This window comes from Nocardia sp. NPDC051929, from assembly GCF_044548645.1.
Classification (GTDB): domain Bacteria; phylum Actinomycetota; class Actinomycetes; order Mycobacteriales; family Mycobacteriaceae; genus Nocardia; species Nocardia sichangensis.
Genome location: NZ_JBIUCG010000026.1, coordinates 96,172 through 121,506, shown reverse-complemented (window position 1 = coordinate 121,506; position 25,335 = coordinate 96,172). Strand labels below are relative to the sequence as shown.

Genomic DNA, 25,335 nt, shown 5'->3' with positions numbered 1-25,335 from the left:
CGGCCCCGGCCGCCGGTGTCTCCGGGCCGCGGTGCAGAGTGCCCGTCGTGATCCCGGTCATACAAACTATATAATATTGAATCGCTGAGACCAAGATTTCGTTGCGCTCGGGCCACTCGATGCCCTAGGCATGCCTACTGTCACGTGCCGATATCGGTCGCACCGAGGTGACCGGAGACAACTCCGGGTGCGGCGACAATATATAATATGAACAGGCTGACCACAGGAGGCAGGCAATGCAGCACAAGCCGCTCGATGGTATCCGGATCCTCGAGATCGGTGGATACATCTCCCTTCCCTTCGGCACGTCGATGCTGTGCGCACTCGGTGCCGAGGTCGTGAAGGTGGAGCGGCCGGTCGTGGGCGAGGACTTCCGCCGTCATCAGAACGACGGCAGTCCCTATTTCCGGCAGTACAACACGGGCAAGCGCAGCCTCGCCGTCGACCTCAAGCGCCCCGAGGGCGTGGCCCTGGTCAAGGCGCTGATCCCGCGATTCGACGTGGTGCTGGAGAACATGCGGCCGGGCAAGCTCGCCGCCCTGGGTCTCGGCCCAGAGGTCTGCCGGGAGTTGCGGGAAGACCTGGTCTACGGGTCGGTCACCGGCTTCGGCGCCGGTGGCCCGCTGGCCGACCGGCCCGCCTACGACACCATCGGCATGGCCTTCGGCGGCATGTACTCGCTGTTCGGCGACGAGGGCCACCCGCAGCTGACGGGTGGCCTGAGCGCCGACCTGGTGACCGGCCTGACGACGACGGCGGGCGTGCTCGCCGCTCTGGTCGGCCGATTGCGGACCGGCGCGGGCCAGCACCTGGAGACCTCGATCATGGAGGCGGTGAGCGTCCTGACCGCCGACGGCATCACCCAGTCCTTCGAACTCGGCGCCGACCCGACCCGGGAGAGCAGGCACCCGCAGGCCCAGAACTTCTGTGTCCGCACCGCTTCGGGGGAATCCCTGGCCATCCACCTGTCGTCGTCGCAGAAGTTCTGGCACTCGTTGTGCCGGGCCATGGACCGTCTCGATCTCACCGAGGATCCGCGCTTCGCCGAATACCGCCCGCGCGAGGCGCACTACTTCGAACTGGTCAAGGTCGTCGAGGCGGAGTTCGAGCGTCGCACCTTCGACGACTGGGAACGGGTGCTGACCGAACACGATGTGCCTTTCGCTCCGGTGCTGTCGATGAGCGGTTACGTCGGTCATGAGCAGACCCGCTGGTTGGGGATGGTGGAGCCGCAGGCCGACGCCCTGGCGTTGCTGCGCCCGCCGTGGCGGTTCGACGGCGAGCGCCCCGACCGTCCCGGCGTGGCGCCGCGCGTCGGCGCCGACACGCAATCGGTGGCAGGGGAAGTGCTCTCCGGTGATCAGATCGACGACCTCGTGGCAGGCGGCGTCCTGTTCATTGAGGACTGAGCCGTGGTGGACCGGTCGGCCGCACTGCTCAGTGTCCGGGCGTGACCACCAACTGTCACAGTGACAGCGCCGCCCCGGGCCCGGGGATCCGGAACCGGGGCGGCGCTTTTCGCGTTTTGCGTGATCAATCCCCGAGCACGCCCGCACGGCGCAGCCGGTTCAGCTCGGCGGTATCCAGGCCCAGGACATCGGCGAACACTTGCTCGGTGTCCGCGCCCAGGGCCGAGGCGATGCCCACGGGTCCGTAGGCGCCGTTCTCGCGAATCGGGTTGTGCGCGGAGATGATCGGGCCGATACCGGGCTGGTCGACGGAGGCCAGCACCTCGGAACCGGTGCCGTCCTCGAAATCGGCGACCACGTCACTCATCCGCCGGTAACGGCTCCACAGCACCCCGGCCTCGGTGAGCGCGGCGGCGGCCGCAGCGACGGAACGCGCGCCGAACCACGGTCGCATGACCGCGGCGATCGTCTCCCGGTGGGTGTAGCGCTCGGCCTCGTCGGTGAAGTCCGCACCGAGGGACTCCTCCAACGCGGCAAGTACTTTCGTGGTCCCGGTCGCGGAACCCAGCGCGGCCCACTGGCGCGGTGTGAGCGCCACGATCATGACCCGTTCGGCGTCGGCGGTGACGAAGTCCGCACCGAAGGTGCCGTAGACGAAATTGCCGTGCCGCGGCCGGTCCCCGCGTTCGCGAACCTCGCTGAGCCAGCCCAGGTTCGCCACGCCCGCGAGGGCGACGTCGGCCAGCGCGATCCGCAGATCGGCGCCCGCACCGGTGCGCTCGCGCCGGTGCAGCGCGGCCAGCAGCGCGGTGGTGGCGGTCGTCCCCGCCAGGAAGTCCCAGGCGGGCAGCACATGATTGACCGGAGTGCGGGTATCGGCGGGGCCCGTCAGGTCGGTCACGCCGACCTCGGTGTTCACCGTGTAGTCCACTGCCGGGCCCCCGTCGGCCTGGCCGCCGATGTGCACCTTGATGACATCGGCGCGGCGGGCGGCCAGCGCCTCGTAGGAGAACCACGGGCGGCCCACCGCGTTGTCGACGACCAGTCCCGCGTCCGCGCCCGGCGCGGTGGCCAGCGCCAGCACGAGTTCGCGGCCCTCGGGACTGCGCACGTCGAGCGCGACCGACTGCTTGCCTCGGTTGAGCGAGTTCCAGTACAGACTCTCGCCGGTGGCGCGCGCGACCGGCCAGCGCCGGTAGTCCGGGCCGCCGCCGAGCGGATCGATCCGGATGACCTGGGCGCCGAGCTGGGCCAGGGTCATGCCCGCCGAGGGTCCCGCGACGAAGCTGGCGAATTCGACGACCCGCAGGCCCGCCAGCGGCTGCCCGCTCATGCGCCTGCCTGCCGCGCTGCAGGAAGAGCGGAGGGCTCGTTGGTGACTGGCTGCGGTGTCAAACGCTCACTCCTTCATAGGAAATTTCCCGAGATTATATATTATGTTCCATTACGGCCGGTCATCCGGTGTGGCGGCACCGGTCCCCGCCAGCCGCACGGCAGGCCGCAGGTGGCGATGACCTCGCGATGGATCGAGCCATCGGCGAAGTGGTGGGTGTAGAGGTGCGCCGAGGCGGGGTAGTCGCAGGCTGCGCAGCGGCCGAAATAGTCGAGTATCTCGGTGACTTGGGTGTGGGGCTCGGGCACGATGGTCGCTTCCGGGACGAGCGGACGGTGGCGCGGGGTGGGAGGAAACAGCGGCAGGCGCCTCAGGCGGGGCGGTGTTCGGTGGTGTCGCGCGTGGATATCGGCGCCGACCAGGAACCCAGGATGCGCAGCTTCTCGTGCGAGGTGGTGCCCGGATCGGCCGACCACAGCACCAGCTGCTGGTCGGTGTCGCCGGTGTCGCGGAAGGTGTCCCAGTTCAGCGTGAGGTCGCCGACGGCGGGATGGTGCAGGGTCTTGGTGCCGAACTCCTGGCGCGCGACGTGCCGTGCCGCCCACCACTGCCGGAACTGTGAGTCGGCGATCGACAGCTCGCCCACCAGTGCGGTCAGCTGGGGATCGGTCGGATTGACGGCCGCGTCCATGCGCAGGATCGCGACACAGGTCCGCGCGACCGATTCCCAATCCGCATAGAGCTCGCGCATGGCCGGGTCGGTGAAGACCATGTGCACGTAGTTCCGCTTGCGCGCGGGCATCCCGCCGAAATCGGTGATCAGCGCCGCGGCCAGGTCGTTCCACGCCAGGATGTCGAGATACCGGCCGAACACCAGGGCGGGGGTATCGGTGAGCTGATCGAGCAGCCGCTGTAGCTGCGGGCGCACCGGCTTGGCCTGCCGCCGGGCGGGCGCACGTCGTTCGGAACGGCGGGCCAGGCTTTCGACGTACTCACGCTGGTCGGGGTTCAGGCGCAGCGCGCGCACCAGCGCGTCGAGCACGGGCTCGGACGGGGCGAGCCGGCCCTGCTCGATCCGGGTGTAGTAGTCGTGGCTGATCGCGACCAGATCGGCGACCTCCTCGCGCCGCAGGCCGCTGACCCGGCGGGGGGTGGCGCTGTGCACCGACAGGCCGACGTCGTCGGGGGTGAGCTCGCCGCGGCGGGCCTTGAGGAAGCCGCCCAGCTCGCGGAGGTGAGGTGCCTTCTCCGTCATGTCACCACGCTATGCCCGGCGAGACGCCGCCGCCTGGGACAAAACCTTCCCAGGCTCCCGGTAGCGCCGATCTGCGCGTTCTCGACACCGACTCCAGCGCACTGTATAAAATATGTTGCTTCAGTCACAGCTCGGATCGCCGGACGAGGACGTCTCGGCGTCGAGACAGGGTGGTATCGCGTGCACACAGTTTCGCCTCAGGCCTCCGAGGAACGGGTCCATCCGGACATCGCGTCGTCCTGGCGCCGGTCCCGGCTCAACGGATTACGGCGCGACGCGACTCCACGTCTGACGCCCGGGCCGGTCGCGACCGACAGCGGTCTGCTCCGGGCGGCGCGGCCGGTGCTCGGCCGCACACTGGGCGAGATCGAGGGCAGCCGGGTCGCCTTGGTGCTGGCCGATCACGCTGCCTGCATCCTCGAGGTCGACGGCGCGCTGCGCGCCGTGAGCCGCTCCATCGAAGCGGTGGGCATCGTGCCCGGGGTGCGGCTGAGCGAGGACCGGATCGGCACCAATGCCATGGGCACCCCGCTCGAGACGCGGCGCAGTCTGCTGGTGCGCGGCGAGGAACATTTTCTGTCGGCCTTCCGCGCCTTCACCTGTTACGGGCACCCCATCGTCCATCCGGTGACCCGCCGGCTCGAAGGCGTCCTCGGCATCGGTGGCGAGTTCGACGAGGATCACCGCCTGTCGGCGCCTTTGGCCCGCCGCATCGTCCGCGACATCGAGGACCGCCTGCAGCAGGACTCGCCTCGGGTACAGAGCCGGTTGATGAGCGCCTTCCGGGCGGCCGCGGGCCGCCGCGGCCGTTCGGTGGTGGTGGTCGGTGAGGGGCTGGTACTGGCGACCCCCTCGGCGCTGGATCTGCTGACACCGGCCGACCACGCCGCGGTGCGGGCCTGCGCGGAGAGTCTTCGTCCCGGCGCCGAGGAGTCCCACCGGCTCACCCTGGCCTCGGGCCGGGAGGTCGTGCTGACGTGCGCTCCCATCGAGGACACCCAGGGAGTGCTGGTCGACATCTGCGACGAACGCCGCGCGCGTCGCGGCGTCGCGAAACGGGTCGCGCGCTGGCCCCTGCTGGTGGTGGGCGAATCCGGCACCGGGCGCACCACGGAGGCGCTCGGCGTGGCGGGCCCCGCCGCGACGGTGCTGGACGCGACCGAGATCGTCCTCGTCGGCGAGCAGGCCTGGGCGACGGAACTCGGTGCCGCGCTGGACATTCCGGGACCACCGGTGGTGGTCGAGAGCATCGAGCTGCTGTCCGCGCCGCTCACCGCGTTGCTGGCTCGTGCCCTGCGCCGGACGCCGCGTCAGGTCGCGCTGACCACCACACCCGGCGACCACCTCGACGAGGTGCACGCCGCGCTGTCCGCCTTGTGCACCGACCGGGTCGACCTGCTGCCCCTCCGCCGGCGCAGGCACGAGATCCCGCAGCTGACCCAGCGCATGCTCGCCGAAGTCACCGGCCACAACCGGACCCGCTTCACCTCCGATACCCTGCGGATCCTGGCCGGGCAACCGTGGCGGGGCAATTTCACCGAGCTGCGCCGGGTGGTCGAGGCCGCCGCGGCGGCGCGCTCGGCCGGGGACATCATCCCCACCGATCTGCCCGCGTCGCACCGGGCGGCTCAGGTCCCCGGCTCGCCGTTCCTGGAAGCCGAGCGGGAGATCATCGTCGCGGCCATCGAGGCCGCGGGTGGCAACAAACTGCAGGCCGCGCGGGCACTCGGGGTGAGCCGGTCGACCTTGTACAACCGCATGCGGGCGCTGCGCATCGCGTGAGGTGGGTCCCGGCCGGCGGGAATCCCGGCCGGGAAAACCGCGGGCGCACGGTGTCGTGGCCGTGAGACGCCATCGGGCCCGCTCGCGCTCGTGGCGAGCGGGCCCGGGTCGGCTGGCAGTGTCTCAGCGGGCGGTATCCGGCGCCAGCAGTCGCATGACCGCGCCGAAGTCGTCGACGGAGTCGAGCGCGAACACCGACTCCACCACCTCGTCCATCCGCGACTCCGAGAGCACGCCCTGGGCGTTGACCCGGAATTTGGCGATCAGTTCGTCATCGGTCATCCGGGTGGTCGGGTCCGGGGACGGGCTGCCCTTGGGGAAGCGGCGCTCGGCGGTGAACGTCGTGCCGCGCGCGTCGACCTCGACCTTGGTCGGCCGTGCCGAGGGATGCGCCGACAACTCGGCGAAGTAGTCCGGATGCGGGGCGAAGGTGACCTTGTCCATCAACCCGAGCACGGACTCGCTGAACACGAGTTCGGGTGCGTGCCAGGCTTTTCCCGGCACGACATGGTGCGCGCCGACGGCCAGGCCGTGGGCGATGTCGAACTGCGCGTCGTGCGGCTTCTCCACGATCCGGCTCTGCCACAGCGGGTGCATGACCGCCGCCTCCCCCCAGCAGCGGATCGCATCGATCTCCTCCGGCTTCAGATCGTTGGTCTCGATGATCTCGGTGAGCGCGTGCAGCGGGGCGTGCAGGATGCGGCAGTGCGGGTAGGGCTTGTAGGACTGCTCGGCCAGGAAGCGCCATTCGGTGCCGAGTCCGTCGGTGATGTTGTCCGGTTCCCAGCGGCGGGTGCCGATGAAGCGGCGGAAGCCGACCTCGGCGTCGTCGAGAATCCGCAGGTCACCGCGATGGCCGAGGCCGGCCATGTGCACCGCGGTGAGCGAGGCCTGGGTCAGGGTGCCCGCGAGCAGATACTTGATGGTGGCGCTCGGGGCGTGCTCGATCCACGGACGCATGGAGTTCACCGGCGCGATCGCCGCCGCGATGCCCAGGGTGTTGGCGAGGGTCTCGGTGGACTGCCCGGCCAGCTTGCCCGCCGCGGCCGCGCCGCCGAAAACGGTGACGCTGTAGCCGATCACGGGGGACAGGTCCATCGAATCGTTCTGCACATCGCGCAAGTAATCCATCGCCTTGTAGAAGCGATAGGACATCTCGTGCGACAGCGCGACCGCTGCCAGCACCTCGCGGCCCGAGCTGGCGCGGCTCTCGCCCATGGCCATCGTGGTGGGCAGCACGTAAGGGGAGACGTGCCCCGGTGGCAGGACGGCGTCGAAGTCGAGGGCGTTGATCAGCTCACCGTTGGCGAAGGAGGCGCCGAAGATCGAGACGCGGTCGGCGGTGCCGATGATGGTGGCGTCGCCCGCGGTGCCGCCGGTGAGCCTGCCGTACTCGATGCCGATGCGGCCCTTGGGTTCGTCGACCGCGCCCAGCGCGCAGCCCATCGCGTCCAGCAGCAGCCGCTTGGACTCCTGGACCGCCTCGGGCGGCAGGGTGTCGTAGTCGGCGCCGGTGGTGAAGCGGGCCAGCTGCTCGGCAATCGTTTCGGGCATGGGGGATTCCTCTCGCACTCACGGGCCACCGGCCGCGAACAGGGCCGGGAGGTTTTCGCATTATATATTATCGATGACAAGGTCGGACGCCTCGCGCGCTCGGGCCGTCATGGCAGGGATGTCGCGCGCAGCCAGCGAGCCACCGCCTCGGCCCGGTTGGCGACACCGAGTTTGCGCAGGATATGGGTGATGTGGGTCTTGACCGTCGCCTCGGTGATGGACAGATCGCGGGCGATCTGCCGGTTGGCCCGGCCCGCGGCGAGCAGGTCCATCACCTCGGCTTCCCGATCGGAGAGTGCGGGCAGCCGGGTGGTGGCGGAGTTCGGGGGTGTATGGGCGCGGGTGAGCCGGTCCAGTCCCGAGCGTACGGCGGTGAGACCGTCGAGTAAGGCCGCCCCGGCCAAGGCGTGACCCAGCCCTTCGGCGAACACCGCCAGCATGGCCCGCGCGGTGGCGTCCACTTCGCGTCGCTGGAAGTAGTAGTCGCCGTGCACGAGCCCGGCCACGCTGTCCCCGACCACGATCGGGGCGACGCCGTAGGAGCTGCACCGGGTGAACTCCACCAGCGGCCGCACGACTCGTGGATTGTGCTGGACATCGAAGACGAGCCCGGGCTCGGCCTTGCTGACGATGTCCGTCTCGACCAAGTGTCCGTCCAGCGTGGGACGGGATTCGCGTCCTGCGGCGAGTATCTCGTCGGCCCAGTGCGGATCGCGAGCCACGAACATGGTGTGCAGATGCCAGGTCGTGCCCTCGGTCGTCGAGACCAGGGCGCGGTCGAAGCCCATGGTGCCCACCGCCTCCGCCGCGCGCGCCAGGAGTTCGTCGGTGCCGCGAGCGCCACGCAGCGCCGCCACGGCTCTCGCGGCCAACCGCAGGTGGTGGGCGCTGTCGGCGCCGCGCAACGCGGCGAGCTCGGCCTCGGCCTCGCGGATGCGTGTCAGCAGGGCGGCCGCGGGGGCGATGTCGGTGCCGGGGGGTGCCTCGGTCACGAGGGCGAGGGTGTCGTCCCAGAGTCGGGCGAGCAGGTGACGGGCCGCTTCGGGGGAAGGGGCGTCGGGGGCGTCGATGGGCCGGTCCAGCAACTCGGCGGCGGCGGCCGTCAGCGCGGCCAGGCGCGCGGCGAGATCCGCCCCGCCCGCCCGGTCGCGGCTCGCAGTCGTCATCTCGATCACCGCGCAGCTCCCGTTCCTCTACTCCGCTGATACAGAATATTCAATATTCGCTACCTGTGTTGTGAATCGCTCCAATTGGCCCACCTGCTCGGCCGGGGCTTCATGCCCAGGTCGGAGTGGGTACTCCGTTCGGTCTACTTCCGCCCCCGCCTCTTGTGATTCACCACACTGCATATTTTATATTGCCTCGACCGATCGACGGAGCGACGCAGTCTGCTGCTGCCCGTCCCGACTGGAGGAGAGAAGCTGGCATGCGGGGAGTTGTGTTCAACGGGGATCGCAACCTCGAGATCGCCGAATTCGCGGACCCCACACCCGGACCCGACGACGCGGTGGTGCAGATGAAGGCCTCGGGGATGTGTGGCAGCGATCTGCGGTTCTACCGGGCGCCCGCCGGGCAGGCGTTGGCCGCCTTCGGCCTGTCCGGCGACGACGGCGGCATCATCGGCGGACACGAGCCGTGCGGCGTGGTGGTGGCACTGGGGGTGAACGTCGATCCCCGCACCGTGCGGCTCGGCGACCGGGTCATGATCCATCACTACGACGGCTGCGGCGCCTGCGACAACTGCCGGTCCGGCTGGACCCAGATGTGCAGGCGTGGCGCGGTCATCTTCGGCGCCACCGCCCACGGCGGCCACGCCGACTTTCTCAGGGTGCCCGTCCGCACCCTGGTCCCGCTGCCCGACGAACTGAGTTTCACTGCCGGCGCGGCGATTTCGTGCGGTACCGGCACCGCCTTCGGCGCGCTGCGACGGCTGCGCGTCGACGCCTGCGACACCCTGGCGGTGTTCGGTCTCGGACCGGTCGGCCTGTCGGCGGTGCAGCTGGGTGCCGCGATGGGCGCGCGGGTGATCGCCGTCGACGTGCAGGCCGACCGGGTCGCCCGGGCCCGTGAGTTCGGCGCCGCCCACACCATCGATTCGAGCGCGGACGACCCGGTGGCGGTCATCCGGGAGCTGACCGCCGGGCTCGGCGTGAGCGCCGCCCTCGACTGCTCCGGCGCCGCCGTCGCCCGCGCCGCGGCGGCTCGCGCGGCGGGGCAGTGGGGGCGGGTCGCCTTCGTCGGTGAGGGCGGGGAGGTGACCGTCGAGGTCAGCCCGGACATCATCCGCAAACAGCTCACCGTCCTCGGCTCCTACACCTTCTCGCTCACCGGCCAGGCCGACTGTGCCCGGTTCGTCGCCGATCACGGCATCGACCTGGATCGGCTGTTCACCGACCGCTGGACGCTCGGCGACGCCGTGCGCGCCTATGCGGATTTCGACCAGCAGGCGGCGGGCAAAGCCGTCATCGAGTTCTGAGGACCGAGACCATGACGACAACCACCGACCGGACTGTCGCGGCGCCGCGCCCGGGACTGCGTGCCCGGCTCGGCCGCTCCGAACAGGCCTACTTCGTCCTCGGCATCACCGTGCTGCTGTGCGCGGCGGGCGCGGCGACCACCCCGGGGTTCCTCACCGCGGGCAACTTCGCCAGCCTGCTGCGGCTGTCGGCGGCCTTCGGCATCCTCGCCGTCGGCGCGGCGATCGTCATCCTGGGCAAGGGCATCGATCTGTCCATCGCCGGTGTGGCACTGGGCTGCGCGCAGGCCACCCTCGCCCTGATATCCGGCGGCATGCCCGAACCGCAGGCCATCGCGATCGCGGCGGTGATCGCGCTCGTCACCGGCCTGATCAACGGCGTGCTGGTCGCCTATGTGGAAGTGCCCGCGCTGTTCGTCACGCTGGCCACCGGGCTCCTGGTGATCGGCGGGGTCGACGTCTTCCTGCTCGACAGCAACTTCTACGCGCTGCCCGCCGGATCCCGGATCGCCGAACTGAGCAACGGCGCGGTGTTCGGCGTCCCGCGGCCCGTCGTCCTTGCGGCGCTGGTGTTCCTCGCGGCCTGGCTGTTCGTCACCTATACCTCGGCCGGACGGCTCATCCGGGCCATGGGTGACAATTTCGCCACCGCCCGCGCCACCGGCGCCCCGGTGCGGCCGCTGCAAGTCGGCACCTACATGATCTCCGCGCTGCTGGCGTTGCTGGCGGGGTACCTGACGGTCTCCATCCAGGGCAGCGTGCAGACCACCGTCACCTCGTTCGACCCACTGTTGTTCACCGCGCTCACCGCGACCGTCATCGGCGGTATCTCCCTGGCGGGCGGCCGCGGCTCGATCCTCGGCGTGCTCGCGGGTTCGGTGTTCATCGCCGTGCTCGACAACCTGCTCGTCCTGCACGGACTCACCACCGCGGTCCAGGACCTCATCCGTGGCGGTGTGCTCATCGTGGCCGTCGCCCTGGACGCCTGGCTGCACCCCCGCGACGAGGAAACCGCCAAGAGCGGCGAACTCTAGCCATCCCCGAATCACCTCTCTCTCAGGAGTCTTCGACGATGAAGAACAAGATGCTCGCCCTCGCTCTCGCCTCGGCCTCGGCGATCGCCCTTGCCGGCTGTTCCACCGGTGCCCGATCGGCGAACAGTCCCGCCGCGGGCGGCGCGGGCCAGACCTTCGGCGAGACCGTTCAGCTCTTCGACGCGAGCACCAAGGTGCACGAGTCCATGCGGGGCAAGAAGGTCGCCTTCGTGCCCATCCTCTACAAGGGTTACAACCTGACGATGAACTGGGGCGCCTCCATGGAGCGCGCCTTCGGCAACCTCGGCGCCGAATTCCAGGTCTACGACCCCAATTTCGACACCGACAAGATGACCCGCATCATCAGCGACATCATCGACCGCAAGGCCGCCGACGTGCTGATCCTGCACAACCCCGACGTCGGCGTCCTCACCAAGCAGATCGCCGACGCCCAGAAGGCCGGCATCTACACGGTCGTGGTCAACATGATCTCGAGCCGGCTCGGCGACGCCTACATCGGCGTGGACAACATCGCCGCCGCCGAGGACATCACCAGCCGGGCGGTCTCGGACTGCGAGAAGCGCGGCGCTCCCAAACGACTGGCGATCATCGACGGTCCCGGCAACGACGCCGCCTCGCTGCTGTGGTCCAAAGGCGTGCACAACATCGCCGACCCGGCCGGGTTCGAGGTGGTGACCACCGCGCACAGCCAGTGGCAGAACTCCCTCGCCCAGCAGGCCGCCGAATCGATCATCCAGCAGCAGAAGACGAATGTCTGCGGCTTCCTGGTCACCTACGACCTGAACTCCATCGCGGTAGGTGACGCGGTGCAGAGCGCGGTCGCGCGCGGGGTGATCCCGGCCGACTCGCTCGGGGTCTACACCATGGCCGCCGACACCCTGTGGTGTGACGCGCTGCGCCAGGGCAAGGTGACCGCCTCGGCCTCCTACGACGTCCAGGGTGTCGGCACCGCGGCGGTGGTGGCCGCCCAGCAGCTGGTACAGACCGGCGCGCCCGCGGGCAGCACGCACACCGTGGCCTTCGTTCCGCACACGGTGGTGGATCGCGGGAACGTCGACGCCACCACCATCGCCTGCTACAAGGGGCAGTGATGGCACGCGGCATCGACGCGTTCGGGCAGACCGGCGGCTCCTGGCGCGACCGCTTCGCACCTGCTCGCACGCTGTCGGACCTGTTCGAGAAGCGCTGGATGGAAGGCGCGGTGCCGCTGGGCCTCGCCGTGGGACTGAGCGTGCTGGTCGTGCTGAGCACACCGGTCGGCCTCGCGGACGCGCCGACCATCATGGACGAAATCTCCGAGAAGGGCTTGCTCGCGATCGGCCTGACCGTCGTGCTGGTCGCGGGCGGCATCGACCTATCGGTCGGATCGATCGTCGGATTCACCGCGATCGGGGCCATGGTGGCCGCGCGGGCATGGGAGTGGCCGATGGTTGTCGTCGCTCCCGCCGCCGTCGTGTGCGGCGCGCTGCTGGGCGCGGTCAACGGATACTTCATCGCCTACCGGAAGATGCGGCCCTTCATCACCACCCTGGTCACCCTGGTGGCCTTCGGTGGCGCGGCCGCGGCGCTGCAAAGCGCCTACAGCTTCCAGCTGAGCATGCCGAGACCCGATATCGTCTGGGACTTCCTGGGCGAGGGCTCGATCGCGCTGATTCCCACGGCCTGGGTCTTCTTCGGGTGCGTGCTGCTGGCGGCGCACGTCGGCCTCACCCGGTCGCGGTGGGGCTGGTGGGTGGCCGCGGTCGGCAGCGACCGGCGATCGGCGCGCCGCAACGGCATCCCGGTCGACCGGGTCACCTTCTTCGTCTACGTGCTGTCCGGCGCGCTTGCCGGGCTGGCCGCCCTGCTCACCTCGGCCCGGGTCGGGCGCACCGACCCCGATGTCGGACAAGGGTGGGAGCTGATGGCACTGACCGCCGTCGTACTCGGCGGGGTAAGCCTCGCGGGCGGTCGCGGTTCGGTGCTGCGGGCGACGGTCGGCATCGTGGTCGTACAGATCATCCAGCAGGCCACGGTCGTCATGCACCTCGAAGGTTCTTGGTACACCGTGGTTCTCGCGCTGGCGCTGCTGGTCTTCGCGGTCCTCGATCAGCAGTGGGGCAAGTACCGGCAGCGCACCGCCGAGAAGCTGAAGATCGACCCGGGCCGGATCGCCCTCGGCGAACTCGTCGACGTGACCGTGCCCGGCACCGTCTGGACGATCAACGACAAGATGACCGACGCCACCCCGATCGGTCTCGGCCGGATCGAGGGCGCCGAGGACTGCGCCGTCGGACCCGAGGGCGAAATCTACTGCGGTGACCGCCGCGGCTGGGTCTGGCGTTTCCATGCCGACGCCCCCGACGAGGGCGAGATCTTCGCCCGCACCGGCGGTTTCCCGCTCGGTCATGCCTGGGACCGGGACGGGCGGCTGCTGGTCGCGGTCGGCGGTATGGGCGTCTACCGATTGGACGCGGACGGGGAAGCCGAACCGGTCGCCACCAAGGTGCCACGCAGCCGGTTCTCCCTGATCGACGACTCCGGGTTGCGCGCGGTCGACGACCTCGACGTCGCCCCGGACGGCTCGATCTACGTCTCGGACTTCTCCACTCGCACCAATGCCGCCGAATACCTGGTGGAACTGGTCGAATCGCGACCCAACGGCCGCGTGGTGCGGATCGACCCCGACGGCAGCGCCGAGGTCGTGGTGTCCAACAGCGTGTTCCCCAACGGCGTCTGCACCGCGCACGACGGGCAGTCGATCCTCATCGCCTCCACCGGCTTGTGCCGGGTGGACCGGCTGTGGATCGCAGGCCCGAAACAGGGACAGCTGGAACCGGTCCTGGAGAACCTGCCGGGCAATCCCGACAACCTCAACCGGTCCTCCGACGGCAACTACTGGCTGCCCTTCGTCTCGCTGCGCACGCCGATGTCGGACCTGCTCAACCGCTACCCGGCGGTGCGCAGGCGGATGACCAAGGAAGTGCCTCTCGACAGCTGGGTGGTGCCGCAGCTCAATGTCTCGTGCGTGATGAAGTTCAGTGACCGGGGCGAGATCCTGCAAGTGCTCTGGGATTCCACGCTGGCGGCGCACCCGATGGTGACTTCGGTGAAGGAACGCGCCGGGCAGCTCTATCTGTGCGGCGTCAGCAACAACCGCATCGGCCGGCTCACCCTGGACCCGGGCGAGGTCGGCTCCATCGATCCGGCGCAGGTCCCCGGCCTGATCGTGCCCGGCCGCCCGATGGCGGAGGCGGACCGATGAATCGTGCTTTGACCACCCTGAAGGAATGGATCAACCCCGGCTGGGCCCGGCACCGCAGCGTGCCCCCTTTCGAGGCCGGATTGCGTCCGAACCGGCGGCTCGACGATGCCGAGCTGCTGTTGCCCGCGGGGGATCACGCACCCGACGACGTGCTCGTGCGCCCCGGTGGGCAAATCGTCTTCTCCAGTGGGAACACAGTTTTCACCCTCGACGGCGGTACGGCCGCGCCGCACGCCGTCGTCGGTGGTCGCGCGGGCAGCCTCCTCGACACCGGTGACGATCTGATCGTCGCGGTCGAAGGCGTCGGCCTGGTCCGGATCGACCGCCGCGGCACCGCCCACGACCTGTGCACCGACCCGCTGGTGGCCACCGGTGTCACCGATCTGACCCGGCTGCCCGACGGCGCGCTGCTGGCGACGATCGGCTCGGTGGAACCCGCGCACCGGGACTGGGCGCAGGCCCTGGTCGCAGGCGACCGATCCGGCCGGATCGTGCGCGTGGATCTCGCGCACGCCGAAATCGCCGCCGACGGCCTCGCTCACCCCAGCGGCATCGAGATCGTCTCGGACACGGAGGTTCTGATCTCCTTGGGCTTCGAGCACCGCATCGAACGGAGGCGCATCGACGCCCTGAACCGGCCCGGCGCACCGGTCGGCAGCAGGTTGCCGGTCTACCCCGGGCGCATTCGCGCCGCGGGCGACGGCTGGTGGGTCGCGGCGCCCTATGCCCGCAACCGTTTCACCGAACTGCTGCTCGACGAACCCGAGCTGCTCGCCGAGATGCGGGCGACCATCCGCCCCGACGAATGGTTCGTGCCACGCCTGCGCTGCGCCAACCCCTACACCGACACGCTGCAACTGGGGCAGCTGCGCGTCCTGGGGGTGGTGAAACCCTGGGCGCCGGCCCGATCCTACGGCCTGGCCTTCCGTCTCGACGCCCGCGGCCGGATCACCGAGAGCCTGCACTCGCGTGCCGACGGTGACCGCCACGGCATCACCGGTGTCGCGGCGGGACCGCACGGAATCATTCTGGCGGCCAACGGCTTCGGCAACCTCCTGTGCGCCGGGCCGCGGAACGAGAGGAGTCTGCCGTGACCGGGAAGACCATCGAGCCGGTCATCCGGCTGGCCGGTGTCAGCAAGCACTACAGCGGCACCTACGCCTTGCGCGACGTCGACTTCGACGTGCGACCCGGCGAGATCCACGCGCTGCTCGGCGAGAACGGCGCGGGCAAGTCCACCCTCGTGAAGGTGATCTCGGGCGCGATCGGCCACGACGCGGGCACCCTCACCGTCGGCGGCCGGGAACGCCGCTTCGCCACACCCAAGGAGTCCGCCCAGGCCGGCGTTGCCATGGTCTACCAGGAGGGCTCCCTGGTGGAGTCCATGACGGTGGCGCAGAACCTGTTCCTCGGTGACGAGAAGCCGTTCAACAACCTCTCCCAGCTCAATGTGGTGGCGCGCGAGCTACTGGAATCCCACAACTTCCACATCCGGCCGGAGATGACCGCGGGCGCGCTGGGTATCGCGCAGAAGCAGATGGTCGAGATCGCCCGCGCGGTGCACCGCAACGCCACCCTGGTCATCCTCGATGAGCCGACGGCCTCGGTCACCCCCGAGGAACGGCTCCAACTGTTCCTCTCGATGCGCAGGCTCAAGCGCCACGGCATCGGCGTCGTCTTCATCACCCACATGCTCGACGAAGCCTTCGAGGAAGCCGATCGCATCACCGTCCTGCGCGACGGACAGGTCCAGGGCACCCTGGACAAACCCGCTTTCGACCGCACCGAGGTGGTGCGGATGATGGTGGGGCGCAGCGTCGAATACCAGCGCGTGCCGCCAGGGCGCGAACCCGGCCCGGCGCCGGTGCTCGAAGTCGACGACCTCACCCTGCTGCCCGCCGTCCGCAACATGTCCTTCTCCGCGCATCCGGGTGAGATCGTCGGCATCTACGGTCTCGTCGGCGCGGGACGCAGCGAGACGGCGATGATCGTCGGCGGGGTGGCCAAACGGCGGCGGCTGCGCGGCGGGACCGTCCGGCTGGCCGGGCACCCGGTGCGGTTCCGCACCCCGCGCCACGCCCGCCGCGCCGGGATCGTCTACGTCACCGAGGACCGCAAGGCCTCCGGCTTCTTCGGGCACTTCTCCATCGCCGACAACATCTATTTCGGCCACCTGTGCAGCGCGGCGCGCCTGCCGCTGCTGGTGCGGCCGGGGGAGCGCAAGTCGGTGGCGCGCAGTTTCGTCGAACGATTCCACGTGCGCACGCTGCAACCGGAGCGGGCGAAGCTCGAGGAACTCAGCGGAGGCAACCAGCAGAAGGTGGTACTGGCCAAGAGCCTGACCCGTACCCCGCTGGTGGCCATCATCGACGAACCCACCCGCGGCGTCGACCTCGGCACCATCACCGAGATCCACGCCATGATCCGCGCGCTGGCCGACGACGGCGTCGCGGTGGTGGTCATCTCCTCCTACCTGCCCGAGATCCGGGCGCTGTCCGACCGCATCCTGGTCGCCAAACAGGGCAGCATCGTCGCCGAGTTCGACCCCGACGAGGCCGACGACACCAGGCTGATGTTCGCCGCGGTGCACTGACCGGCCTGTTCGCCGCCGTGCCCGCCCGTGCGGCGGCGAACGGGGGAAGGATCCTTCCCAGGAAGAGGCTCGTCCTGTCGGTACCGGTCACCGGGTCGCAGAGTGGAGTCATCGAGACGACACGAGCGAGCAGAGGACAGCACATGGAGGACATCGAGTTCCGCAACGCCACCGTCACCCTGGCGGGCACCCTGTATCTGCCCGCGGAGTTCTCCGAGGACGGCACCTACCCGGCCATCGTCGCCGTGCACCCTGGCGGCGGTGTCAAAGAGCAGACGGCGGGACTGTACGCGGAGGAACTCGCGGCCCAGGGCTTCGTCACCCTGGCCTTCGATGCCTCGCACCAGGGCGAGAGCGGCGGGCTGCCCCGGCACCTGGAGGACCCGTCGGCCCGCGTGGCCGACATTCGTGCCGCCGTCGACTACTTGTCCACCCTGCACTACGTGGACGCGGACCGGATCGGCGCGTTCGGTGTGTGCGCGGGCGGCGGGTACGCGATCAACGCGACCATGACCGACCGCCGGATCAAGGCTGTCGGCGCCGTCAGCCCGGTCGACATCGGCGCGACCTTCCGCAACGGCTGGGACGGCTGCGCGCCGGTCGAGACCCAGATCGCCACCCTGGACGCGGTGGCCGCGCAGCGGGCCGCCGAGGCCGCCGGTGGGAAGGTCGCCGAGATCAACTACGTCCCCGAGACCGTGGACGAGACCACTCCCGCCGACCTGGTCGAGGCGCACGACTACTACCGCACGCCACGCTGTCAGCACCCCAACTCCGACAACCGGATGCTGTTCACCGCCAGCGTGCCCCGCATCTTCGCCTTCGACGCCTTCGACCGCGCCGAGGAACTCCTCGACCGGCCGGTCCTGCTGGTCGCGGGCACCGCGGCGGGGTCGCTGTGGCAGGCCGAGAACCTGCACAAGCGACTGCCGGAGACCACCGCGCTGGTCCTCGTCGATGGCGCCGGCCACGTGGGCCTCTACGACAAGCCCGAATACGTCGACCAGGCGGTCGCCGCGCTGACACCGTTCTTCACCGAAAAGCTCTGACCGCAGCCACGATTCGCGGGCCCGGCATCGCTGACGCGGTGCCGGGCCCGCGGCCTTGTCCGGGGCGGCAGCACCGCTGGTCTGCCGACGGCCCGGCGGTCGCCGTTCGGAGCACGAGATGCCGGTCGAAACGCAGGGAGGCCGGCGTGTCCACGACTGTGGTCAGCAACGTCGTGGTGATCACCCAGAGGGTCGAGTCGGGTCCGGTGTGCAGGGTCCCCGGCAGCCGCGCAGGCTGCGGGCCGGCGGTGGTCGGCACGACAGCCGGCAGACCGGCGAAGGCGAGCGCCGCCACCACGGTCCGGGCGTGATAGGTGCTGACCTGCTCGGTTCCCGCCAGGCTCCCGGGCGGGGCACATCGAAGACGGGAACGGGGACGACCTGCGGTCTTCGCGTGGTCAGTTGGGAGTCGAAGCGGACTACAGGCTGTAGACGGGCCGGGCGGTGATCATAAGTGTTTGAACTCCTGAGCGGGTCAGGGGTCCGGTAGCTCCACAGAGTAGTAGGTCAGGTGCGGTCGGAGACCGGGTCTGACCTGCTTTCTGCCTTCTTACCTGCGTTTACCGCCGGTTTTGCTCCGGGCGGGACGGCCGCTTCGCCGTACGTGATCATGCCTGTTGGGCGTCGGGGTTGCTCTGCGCCTACGCGACGGTTCCTGGGTCGAGTTTGTCCCTGGCTGTCTCTTGGCATCGGCGCGACGATCGAGTGTGCACGAGTTGTACGCGTGGCGCCGACAAGACGAGGAGCTTTCGAGGTGGAATCTGTGCGTTTCAAGAACAAGGACATCGATGTGGCCGCTGATCTGCGGTTCCCGCCGGGGTTCGACTCGTCGAAGAAGTATCCGGCGATCGTATGTGGTCATCCGATCAGCAGTTACAAGGAACAGACCGCGGGCAGCGTCTACGGTGAACGCCTCGCCGAGATGGGGTACGTGACCTTGGCATTCGACGCGTCGTATCAGGGTGAGAGCGGTGGTGAACCCCGCTACCTGGAGGACCCGGCCGCTCGCGTCGAGGATTTCCGGTGTGCGGTGGACTATCTCGTCACGCTCGACTACGTCGATGAGGAGCGGATCGGTGCGCTCGGTGTCTGCGGGGGTGGGGCCTACGCGGCCAACGCGACGATGACCGAGCACCGGATCAAGGCGCTGGGTACCGTGGTGGCCGCGAACTACGGCCGGATCATGCGTGAGGGTGACATGTCGCCGAACGCGGCGGTCGCGACACTGGAGGCGATCGGTAAGCAGCGGACCGCGGAGGCGCGTGGTGGTGACCCGGTGATCACCACCTACATTCCGCCCTCGGTGGAGGCTCGTGAGCAGGCGGGGCTCACCGACGTCGACGTCGTGAACGCGGTGGAGTACTACACCACGCCGCGCGGCCAGAATCCGAACTCGCCGAACAAACTGCGGTTCTCCGGTCTGTCGGCGGCGCTGGGTTTCGACGCCTTCCATCTGGCCGAGGTGCTGCTGACTCAGCCGCTGCAGATTATCGTCGGCGATGTGCCCGGTGGGTTCGGTTCCTATCGCGACGGCTTCGAACTCTACGACCGTGCCCGCTCGGAGAAGAAGAACCTCTTCGTCGTGCTGGGCGCGAGCCACTACGACCTGTACGACAAGAAGGAATACGTCGACCAGGCGCTGGAGAAGCTGCAGGCCTTCTACGCCGAACATCTGTAGGACCGCGTGCGTGAGCGATCGTGTGTCGTGGTCGTCCACGCCTTGGTCAGTGCGGCAGCCGGTGGCCGGGAAGGTCCGCAGAAAGAACGCGGAGGGCCGCTGCTGCGGGAGATCCCGGTTCGGCGGAGGCGACGATGTCGGCGAAGGGGCCGAGGACGAGCGCTGGTGATTCGGCCAGCTGGTCCAAGAGCCGTTGCCAGCGTGTTTTCGGCTCCGCGGTTCGGTCGCGGTCAGGTTCGCACTGGTATTCGCGCGCCAGTTCGAACAGGTAGGCCCGCTGGTCGTCGTCGAGCCGCTGGACCTCGGCCAAGGTGGACAGCAACGATATGGACGCGAGTCGGCGGCCCTGCTCGACCCGGCTGTAGTAGTCGGTGCTGATCGGAGTGAGATGTCGGTTACGCACTCCTCAAATGCCCGCATACGGGGAGGGAGGGCGCAATGTCACCTCTCCCTACAGCAGCCCCATGATTCGGCGCGGCGAGAGCGGGGATCGTGATTGATCGGTTAGGCAGTGGTAATACCGCTACCCGCCGGTCCGCGGACCCGGGACCCCGGGCCCGGCGCGGACGGATGTCCCAGATCGGTCTTCAACCACATCGCTTCCACCAAGTCGGTATGAGCATCCTGAAATGGCTAGCCGATTTCAGCGACCTTTCCAACGCGACTGGACAATCGGCTGGTGATGTCAGATCTGGTGTAGCGCGTCGGGAGTGAGGTCGAGTACCGAGGTGTGGGAGGTCGACGGTGGGGTCGAGTTCGGCGACGATGTTTTCTGCGGCGCCGCGAGCGCTGCGCCAATCGCTGAGCGCGAGCCCGTAGACGCGGGGTGGGCCGATAGTGACTGCGTCGGTGCCGAGGGACGACGGCTTTGAAACGTCGGATCCTATACGGTTTTCACTGTCGAGCAGAAGTGGCACTCGACCACGGGGCGGTCGTGGTGTGGGCATTCAGGTTGCACATTCCGTGTCGAAGAACCACGTCGTAGCCGCCGAGCACGACGTAACCCCCGCTTCATGTGCGCGCAAGCGCGATGATCTGGCCGCTTGAACGGGAACAACTCATAGCAGGATGGCGTGCGGAGAGCCGAGCTTCGCTCGATAACGACGAACGCCCCAACTGCGGTGCTCCAACTCGGCCGCCACCAGCACCTCCGCGGCGTTAACCGCATCCGGCACCAGTTCAATGAGCGCGGCTACGGGGTGATCGCCGACCAGTGGGAACCGCTTGACCGGGCGGAACTCCCACTGCGGGTTCGGCTGCGACGCACCGTGTCCGCGAACGATCCACTCCTCGTTCGCCGCGGCGGCGCTAGGTGGTTTCTGTACGCCCACGTCCAGCACTACCGCCTTGACAGTGAAACTCATTCCCGTACCAGGACCCGGAATGGGGCGCGTGCGTTCGCCGGGGTCGATCAGCCGCGCCAATGGGTTCGCGGTGCGGCCTGGGATGGTGGACAGTTTGACACCCAGCGAAGCGTGCCGGAAGACGCCCTTACTCTCCGGCGTCTCCGGGCGGAACGAGCACACCATCACCAGCTGGCGGAACTCGCGGTTAGGCGCCGCCTTGGCGTAGGCAAGCCAGTCCGCTCGCACGGTCTCGTGGTCGGCGCCCAGCACGTCCCAGCCGAACGTGAACCTGCCGCGCAGCGGCCCATTGTCGATCTGGCGGCCGAGCATCGGCTCCGGCTCGAGCTCGATGTCGTGCATCATGACCTCGGTCACGCTGTGACTCCTTTGTTCCGACCGTGCAGGTACGTGAATGCTCCCCAGTCACGGTATTGAGGGTGCTGAATCCGAGTTGTGAGCTGCGCCTCGCGAAACGCCGCTACCGGATCAGCGCCCTCCGCGATCCGCCGGTGCATGTGGTGGTAGAAGTACGCGACAGGCGCTGGGCGCACCGGCCACAGACAGCCGACGACCGCCTGAGCGCCCGCGGTGATCAGCGCGGACGGAATACCGCGGACGTTATCGCCATGGTCGAACCGACCGAGCGCCGATTCGCATGCGGCGAGCGTGACCAGGCGGACGCCACGCAGGTCGACGCCGAGGAAGTCGTACGCGAAAACCCGGCCGTCATCGTCGTTGTCCGGAGTGAGGTAGAGGCATTGCAGCCAAGGCGCGTCCTGGTCCATCGTCCCGTGCACGGCTATATGGACGACGTCGGAAGTGGACAGTGCGGCCAGTAGCCTGGCGCGCGTCGCTCCTGCGCCTGTGACCGCCTCAGCGCCTATCGCATCGGCTACCATTCGAGCGTGCTCCTCCAGCGCGGGTTCGTTGTGCATGCCAAAGGGAACGCCCCCGGCGGCGGAGGCCAGCACGGTCGTCCCGTACTGCCTCGCGCGCCCGTCGACCGAGACCAGGGACTCGAGTCCAGCGATCGTCGTGACCGTCCAGTCGTCGGCGATCAGGCGACCAGCGTTGTGGCACAACGCTATCGGTAGGTAATGCACGGCGCCGTGCGGCCAGACCAGCAGCCGATCCTTTCCCTGTGCACGCCACTCCGACCAGTGATCGCCGGTCAGGTTCCCGCCCAGCTCCAGCAGTCGGACACCCTCAGGGGTCACGTCGGCGAACAGCGGGTCGCGCTGGACCTCGTCCCGGATCGACTCGACCAGGTCCGCCACCGGGTGCCTGGTCGCACCTTTCCCCTCACCGAGGGTGACCAAAAGCCAGCGGCCCTGTCTGGTTACGGCGAATAGGACAACAGCACCGTTCACGAACCTGGGTAGGAACCAGGTAAGCAACACAGTCCGATCATCGAGCAGCGTGGGAGCTTTCGCCCAAAGATACTGATCGTCGACCAACGGCGTCGAGCGGCGACTCAGTTCCGCGTCGATGAGCGACGAGACGGTCCGCCGCAGGTTCCGGGCGATCTCGCTGTCGTCTCGGCCGTGCGGTCGATCGTCGGCCTCGTCCAGCAGGTTCGCGTCCGATCCGACGGCCCACTGTCCGAGGTCCTGCAGTCGTGCGATGAAGTGCTGGATGGACATTGGTAGGGCGACCGGTCCGTCGATCCGCCACCACGAGCCCAGTTCCGGTCCCTTCGCCGCCTGGTGCAGCCCAAGCATGAGTCCCCACGGCACCGTTTCGTATTCCACGACTATCTGCCATACCGCCGTGTGCGCGATGTCTCGCAGAATCTCGCCGAGCCCGAATGCGCTGCTGCCGTCGAAGTTTGGCAGGTCGACGATGATCGCAGCCAACGCACCGCGCAGCTCGTCGCCGCGCAGGTTGCCGACGTGCTGGGCGACCGGCACCAGACTCGACTGTGCGAGCTCCGTGAAGCCAAGGGACGCGTAGCCCAGGGCCGCGTACGTGTAGTAACCCCAGGGGAACGCGACTGGGTCAGTGCGCGGCTCACCCACAGTCGCGGCCTGGTAGTACAAATCGGCCGACAACAGCCCGACCACGTCGCTTCGATCACCCTTGACCTGGCGCAGCAGGGTAAGGCCCATGGCCGGTTCTCTGCGATCACGGGCGTGCGCGGCCGCATGCAACATCGCCGCCGTTCGCTGCGCCGGTGTCCATGCGTCCGGCATGGACATCGCAGGCTCGTGGCAGGAGGTGGGATCGTCGGGTAGCACGTGTGCCCGTGCCTCGATCAGCTGCCTGCGGTGCGCCGCATCCCACCGTACGTCCAGTCTGTCCGCCCAGTCCAGCACGGTGCGTAGTAGCCGTTGATCGGCACGTTCGCGCGCTAGGTTGACGCCTTGGCTGATCACCTTCATGGTGACCGTCCTGCCCCATGTGGTGACGAACTCCTCGAACGGCGTTGTGAACACTTGCGGTTCGCCAGCACCATCGACCACCCTGAACAGGAACAGAGCGAGGTCAGGGGTGGTCGCGCCAAGCGACATCGCGGCCACCGCTGCGTCCTGGTTGACCCCGTTCTCGTCCATGTAGATCTGCGCCAACGTGATCATCAGCAATGGCGTAGCCCCATCCAGTTCCAGCGCCCGCGTCAGCAGCGCTGCAGCTTCCTTGATTAGCCGGGGAATCTCCTTCTGGAACAACTCTCCCCTTGTGAACCACCAGCGATACAGGTCCGCAGTGAGTCGGGCCACACCGGTCGTTTGCACAACGTGCGCGTACTCGTCGGCACCAAGTTCCGTTGGTCCCCGGCTCGCCAACCGCAACCGGGCACCCGCTACCAGCGCGTCGACCGGGTTGCTCTGCCGGGCGATCAGCTGTGTGTTCACCGCCTCGGCGTCGTTGAACACCGCGCGGTCGCACTGCTCCGCTACTACCTCGACCGCGGCCTCAACAGTGCGCTTCGCCGCGATCTGCCAAGTTTTTTCAGCTCCACAGGCATCGGCGACCTCGGTGACTAGCCGCCAATGAGTATATTGGGAGCCGAATATGCCGGGCCGATCGATTTCATCCCGCATGTACGAATCGATCGTGTCCTCAAAAGCGGCACAGAAGAATTCGTCTTGCGCCAGTACACGGGCCCGCCGCTTCGCCTCGTCCAGCGAGATGATCTGTTGGGCGACGTCGGCTGTTAAGTCCCACAGCTCGCCCAGCGGATTCCAGACAGTCACCTTATCCACTCGGAACTCGGGCGCCCCGAACCGTATCAGACCGGCGCAGACCGAGTGATTCCCAATCTCTCCGGCGAGCGCGCTCAAGGGATCATCCGTCGCAGACAGCATGTGCGACACCACAAGCATGACCTCACGCGTGGCCTTGGCTGTTTCCTCCCAGCCGGGTGGCAGGTCGACGTCAAGGGCGGGCACGAGCGGCTCGTTGTCTGGGCAGCGGACCGACAGGGTGTCGTCGGCGGCCTGCTCGACGTACCACCCCCAGGGATTCGGAGGGCGTTCGAAACTCAGCTCGTCCACCGACTTCAGCATTCGGAGGCCGAACGAATGCGCGCGGCTGAACGGGCTCGCTGCTGCTCCCACGTGGGAGCTGAACGGACTGATCACCGACAGCCCGACGGCCAGGCAGGCCCGTGGTGTGCCGTCCACCTCCAGCAGAAACGCCAACCTGGTGATGTCACGCGACAGCCGCATATCCCCCCATTCTTCAACGCTGCCCCGACGCTGTATCTCGTTGTGGCGCTTCAGGATAGCCGAAACGTCAAGAGCACGTCGTGAGCCCTTACGGCGATACCGAGCACTAGCAGGCCGAACCTATGAGACTGTTCATCGGACACAGGCTCATGCCGCTGATCGCGCGGGCTGCTCCGACAGTACGGAGTGCAGAGTCGGCCCTGCTCGTTGGGGTGAGGTGTCCGTTACACACTCCTCAAATGCCCGCGTACGGGGAGGGAGACGACGATGTCACCTCTCCGTACTCCGTACAGCAGCCCCATGATTCGGCGCGGCGAGAGCGCGGATTGTGGTTGATCGGTTAGGCAGTGGTGGAACCGCCACCGCCGGTCCGCCGGTATTCCCGCCGGATCTGGTACGCCGCCGCTTCGACCAGGGCCGTTCTCGACGCGGTGTGGTTGACCGATGTCACCTACCTGATCTGTGGTGAGCGTGACATGTTCTTTTGCGCGATCCATGACGGGCACTACCGTCGTGTCCCGGCCCACGTCGTGGCCGACCTGCACTCCGATCGTGGCGGCGAGTTGACCGGGTTGACAGTGCAGGCCTGCCAAACCCCACCAACTACAACGGTCGATGGGTGTGATGGGCATCTGCTGGGACAGCAGTCCCGCCGAATCGTTCTGGTTCACCTTCAAACACGAACACTACCGCCACACCTACACCACCCGAGCTGAGCTCGTTGCCTCGGTTGACAATTGGAGACACCGATACAACAATCATCGACGGCGCTCCCCCTTCGGGATACTCGGCTCTATCCGATATGACCAGTCCCTGACAATCGCAGCGAAGGCTGCTTGAACCCCCGTCCAGCATTCGGGGTGAACCTCAGTTTGACGCCTCGCCCGCCTGCC

At 68.3% G+C, this 25,335-nt stretch carries 21 protein-coding genes; 12 read left to right on the top strand and 9 right to left on the bottom strand.

Features of this window, described 5'->3' with window-relative positions:
- The first annotated feature begins 236 nt into the window (after positions 1 to 236).
- Entirely contained in the window at positions 237 to 1,409 is a 1,173-nt protein-coding gene (locus tag ACIHAX_RS30985) for a CaiB/BaiF CoA transferase family protein (RefSeq protein ID WP_397281175.1), read from the top strand.
- Positions 1,410 to 1,533: 124 nt separating this feature from the next.
- On the opposite strand, the gene ACIHAX_RS30980 is transcribed toward ACIHAX_RS30985, so the two are convergent.
- The 3 genes from ACIHAX_RS30980 to ACIHAX_RS30970 all read right to left on the bottom strand — a co-directional run bounded on the left by ACIHAX_RS30980 (position 1,534) and on the right by ACIHAX_RS30970 (position 3,997).
- A complete protein-coding gene (locus tag ACIHAX_RS30980) occupies positions 1,534 to 2,742 on the bottom strand; it encodes a CoA transferase (protein WP_364428050.1) in 1,209 nt (402 codons plus the stop codon).
- 101 nt (positions 2,743 to 2,843) lie between these two features.
- Complete coding sequence (locus tag ACIHAX_RS30975) at positions 2,844 to 3,050, bottom strand: hypothetical protein (protein WP_364428047.1); 207 nt, start codon at positions 3,048 to 3,050, stop codon at positions 2,844 to 2,846.
- Positions 3,051 to 3,112: 62 nt separating this feature from the next.
- A complete protein-coding gene (locus ACIHAX_RS30970) occupies positions 3,113 to 3,997 on the bottom strand; it encodes a helix-turn-helix transcriptional regulator (RefSeq protein WP_364428044.1) in 885 nt (294 codons plus the stop codon).
- A gap of 180 nt (positions 3,998 to 4,177) precedes the next feature.
- On the opposite strand from ACIHAX_RS30970, the gene ACIHAX_RS30965 reads away from it, so the two are divergent.
- Entirely contained in the window at positions 4,178 to 5,779 is a 1,602-nt protein-coding gene (locus tag ACIHAX_RS30965; protein ID WP_397281172.1) for a sigma-54-dependent Fis family transcriptional regulator, read from the top strand.
- A 123-nt stretch (positions 5,780 to 5,902) separates the two neighbouring features.
- On the opposite strand, the gene ACIHAX_RS30960 is transcribed toward ACIHAX_RS30965, so the two are convergent.
- Positions 5,903 to 7,333, bottom strand: a complete 1,431-nt coding sequence (locus tag ACIHAX_RS30960; protein WP_397281170.1) for an MmgE/PrpD family protein — start codon at positions 7,331 to 7,333, stop codon at positions 5,903 to 5,905.
- A 107-nt stretch (positions 7,334 to 7,440) separates the two neighbouring features.
- Entirely contained in the window at positions 7,441 to 8,499 is a 1,059-nt protein-coding gene (locus ACIHAX_RS30955; protein ID WP_397281168.1) for a LuxR C-terminal-related transcriptional regulator, read from the bottom strand.
- Between the two features lie 260 nt (positions 8,500 to 8,759).
- On the opposite strand from ACIHAX_RS30955, the gene ACIHAX_RS30950 reads away from it, so the two are divergent.
- From ACIHAX_RS30950 to ACIHAX_RS30910, 9 genes are all read left to right on the top strand, one after another.
- On the top strand, positions 8,760 to 9,809 hold the full coding sequence (locus tag ACIHAX_RS30950) for a zinc-binding dehydrogenase (RefSeq protein WP_397281166.1): 1,050 nt from the start codon (positions 8,760 to 8,762) through the stop codon (positions 9,807 to 9,809).
- 11 nt (positions 9,810 to 9,820) lie between these two features.
- Positions 9,821 to 10,843 (top strand): ABC transporter permease, encoded by a 1,023-nt coding sequence (locus tag ACIHAX_RS30945; RefSeq protein ID WP_397281164.1) that lies wholly within the window; start codon positions 9,821 to 9,823, stop codon positions 10,841 to 10,843.
- A gap of 38 nt (positions 10,844 to 10,881) precedes the next feature.
- Positions 10,882 to 11,955, top strand: a complete 1,074-nt coding sequence (locus ACIHAX_RS30940) for a substrate-binding domain-containing protein (protein WP_067810311.1) — start codon at positions 10,882 to 10,884, stop codon at positions 11,953 to 11,955.
- A complete protein-coding gene (locus ACIHAX_RS30935) occupies positions 11,955 to 14,108 on the top strand; it encodes an ABC transporter permease (protein WP_397281162.1) in 2,154 nt (717 codons plus the stop codon). Before ACIHAX_RS30940 ends, ACIHAX_RS30935 begins: the two co-directional genes overlap by 1 nt.
- Entirely contained in the window at positions 14,105 to 15,202 is a 1,098-nt protein-coding gene (locus tag ACIHAX_RS30930; RefSeq protein ID WP_397281160.1) for a hypothetical protein, read from the top strand. Before ACIHAX_RS30935 ends, ACIHAX_RS30930 begins: the two co-directional genes overlap by 4 nt.
- Positions 15,199 to 16,701 (top strand): sugar ABC transporter ATP-binding protein, encoded by a 1,503-nt coding sequence (locus ACIHAX_RS30925; RefSeq protein ID WP_397281158.1) that lies wholly within the window; start codon positions 15,199 to 15,201, stop codon positions 16,699 to 16,701. The genes ACIHAX_RS30930 and ACIHAX_RS30925 overlap by 4 nt, the downstream gene beginning before the upstream one ends.
- Positions 16,702 to 16,844: 143 nt before the next feature.
- Positions 16,845 to 17,750 (top strand): alpha/beta hydrolase, encoded by a 906-nt coding sequence (locus ACIHAX_RS30920; protein WP_397281156.1) that lies wholly within the window; start codon positions 16,845 to 16,847, stop codon positions 17,748 to 17,750.
- A gap of 146 nt (positions 17,751 to 17,896) precedes the next feature.
- A complete protein-coding gene (locus ACIHAX_RS30915) occupies positions 17,897 to 18,061 on the top strand; it encodes a hypothetical protein (RefSeq protein WP_397281154.1) in 165 nt (54 codons plus the stop codon).
- Positions 18,062 to 18,504: 443 nt separating this feature from the next.
- On the top strand, positions 18,505 to 19,428 hold the full coding sequence (locus tag ACIHAX_RS30910; protein ID WP_397281153.1) for an alpha/beta hydrolase: 924 nt from the start codon (positions 18,505 to 18,507) through the stop codon (positions 19,426 to 19,428).
- Between the two features lie 46 nt (positions 19,429 to 19,474).
- Here ACIHAX_RS30910 and ACIHAX_RS30905 read toward each other — a convergent pair whose 3' ends face one another.
- The 4 genes from ACIHAX_RS30905 to ACIHAX_RS30890 all read right to left on the bottom strand — a co-directional run bounded on the left by ACIHAX_RS30905 (position 19,475) and on the right by ACIHAX_RS30890 (position 24,268).
- Entirely contained in the window at positions 19,475 to 19,831 is a 357-nt protein-coding gene (locus tag ACIHAX_RS30905) for a hypothetical protein (RefSeq protein WP_397281151.1), read from the bottom strand.
- A gap of 184 nt (positions 19,832 to 20,015) precedes the next feature.
- Positions 20,016 to 20,375 (bottom strand): alpha-hydroxy-acid oxidizing protein, encoded by a 360-nt coding sequence (locus ACIHAX_RS30900; protein ID WP_397281149.1) that lies wholly within the window; start codon positions 20,373 to 20,375, stop codon positions 20,016 to 20,018.
- A 111-nt stretch (positions 20,376 to 20,486) separates the two neighbouring features.
- Positions 20,487 to 21,149 (bottom strand): hypothetical protein, encoded by a 663-nt coding sequence (locus tag ACIHAX_RS30895; protein ID WP_397281147.1) that lies wholly within the window; start codon positions 21,147 to 21,149, stop codon positions 20,487 to 20,489.
- Positions 21,146 to 24,268 carry a CHAT domain-containing protein gene (locus tag ACIHAX_RS30890; protein ID WP_397281145.1) on the bottom strand — a complete coding sequence of 1,041 codons (3,123 nt, stop codon included), beginning with the start codon at positions 24,266 to 24,268 and terminating at the stop codon, positions 21,146 to 21,148. Before ACIHAX_RS30890 ends, ACIHAX_RS30895 begins: the two co-directional genes overlap by 4 nt.
- A gap of 789 nt (positions 24,269 to 25,057) precedes the next feature.
- Here ACIHAX_RS30890 and ACIHAX_RS30885 point away from each other — a divergent pair.
- On the top strand, positions 25,058 to 25,282 hold the full coding sequence (locus ACIHAX_RS30885; protein ID WP_397281143.1) for an integrase core domain-containing protein: 225 nt from the start codon (positions 25,058 to 25,060) through the stop codon (positions 25,280 to 25,282).
- Positions 25,283 to 25,335 lie beyond the last annotated feature (53 nt).

Excerpts from the sequence above, each read along its gene's own strand:
- ACIHAX_RS30985 (WP_397281175.1), top strand. The coding sequence starts at position 237 with ATGCAGCACAAGCCGCTCGATGGTATCCGGATCCTCGAGATCGGTGGA.
- ACIHAX_RS30980 (WP_364428050.1), bottom strand. The coding sequence starts at position 2,742 with ATGAGCGGGCAGCCGCTGGCGGGCCTGCGGGTCGTCGAATTCGCCAGC.
- ACIHAX_RS30970 (WP_364428044.1), bottom strand. The coding sequence starts at position 3,997 with ATGACGGAGAAGGCACCTCACCTCCGCGAGCTGGGCGGCTTCCTCAAG.
- ACIHAX_RS30960 (WP_397281170.1), bottom strand. The coding sequence starts at position 7,333 with ATGCCCGAAACGATTGCCGAGCAGCTGGCCCGCTTCACCACCGGCGCC.
- ACIHAX_RS30955 (WP_397281168.1), bottom strand. The coding sequence starts at position 8,499 with ATGACGACTGCGAGCCGCGACCGGGCGGGCGGGGCGGATCTCGCCGCG.
- ACIHAX_RS30950 (WP_397281166.1), top strand. The coding sequence starts at position 8,760 with ATGCGGGGAGTTGTGTTCAACGGGGATCGCAACCTCGAGATCGCCGAA.
- ACIHAX_RS30945 (WP_397281164.1), top strand. The coding sequence starts at position 9,821 with ATGACGACAACCACCGACCGGACTGTCGCGGCGCCGCGCCCGGGACTG.
- ACIHAX_RS30940 (WP_067810311.1), top strand. The coding sequence starts at position 10,882 with ATGAAGAACAAGATGCTCGCCCTCGCTCTCGCCTCGGCCTCGGCGATC.
- ACIHAX_RS30935 (WP_397281162.1), top strand. The coding sequence starts at position 11,955 with ATGGCACGCGGCATCGACGCGTTCGGGCAGACCGGCGGCTCCTGGCGC.
- ACIHAX_RS30930 (WP_397281160.1), top strand. The coding sequence starts at position 14,105 with ATGAATCGTGCTTTGACCACCCTGAAGGAATGGATCAACCCCGGCTGG.
- ACIHAX_RS30920 (WP_397281156.1), top strand. The coding sequence starts at position 16,845 with ATGGAGGACATCGAGTTCCGCAACGCCACCGTCACCCTGGCGGGCACC.
- ACIHAX_RS30900 (WP_397281149.1), bottom strand. The coding sequence starts at position 20,375 with ATGCCCACACCACGACCGCCCCGTGGTCGAGTGCCACTTCTGCTCGAC.
- ACIHAX_RS30885 (WP_397281143.1), top strand. The coding sequence starts at position 25,058 with ATGGGTGTGATGGGCATCTGCTGGGACAGCAGTCCCGCCGAATCGTTC.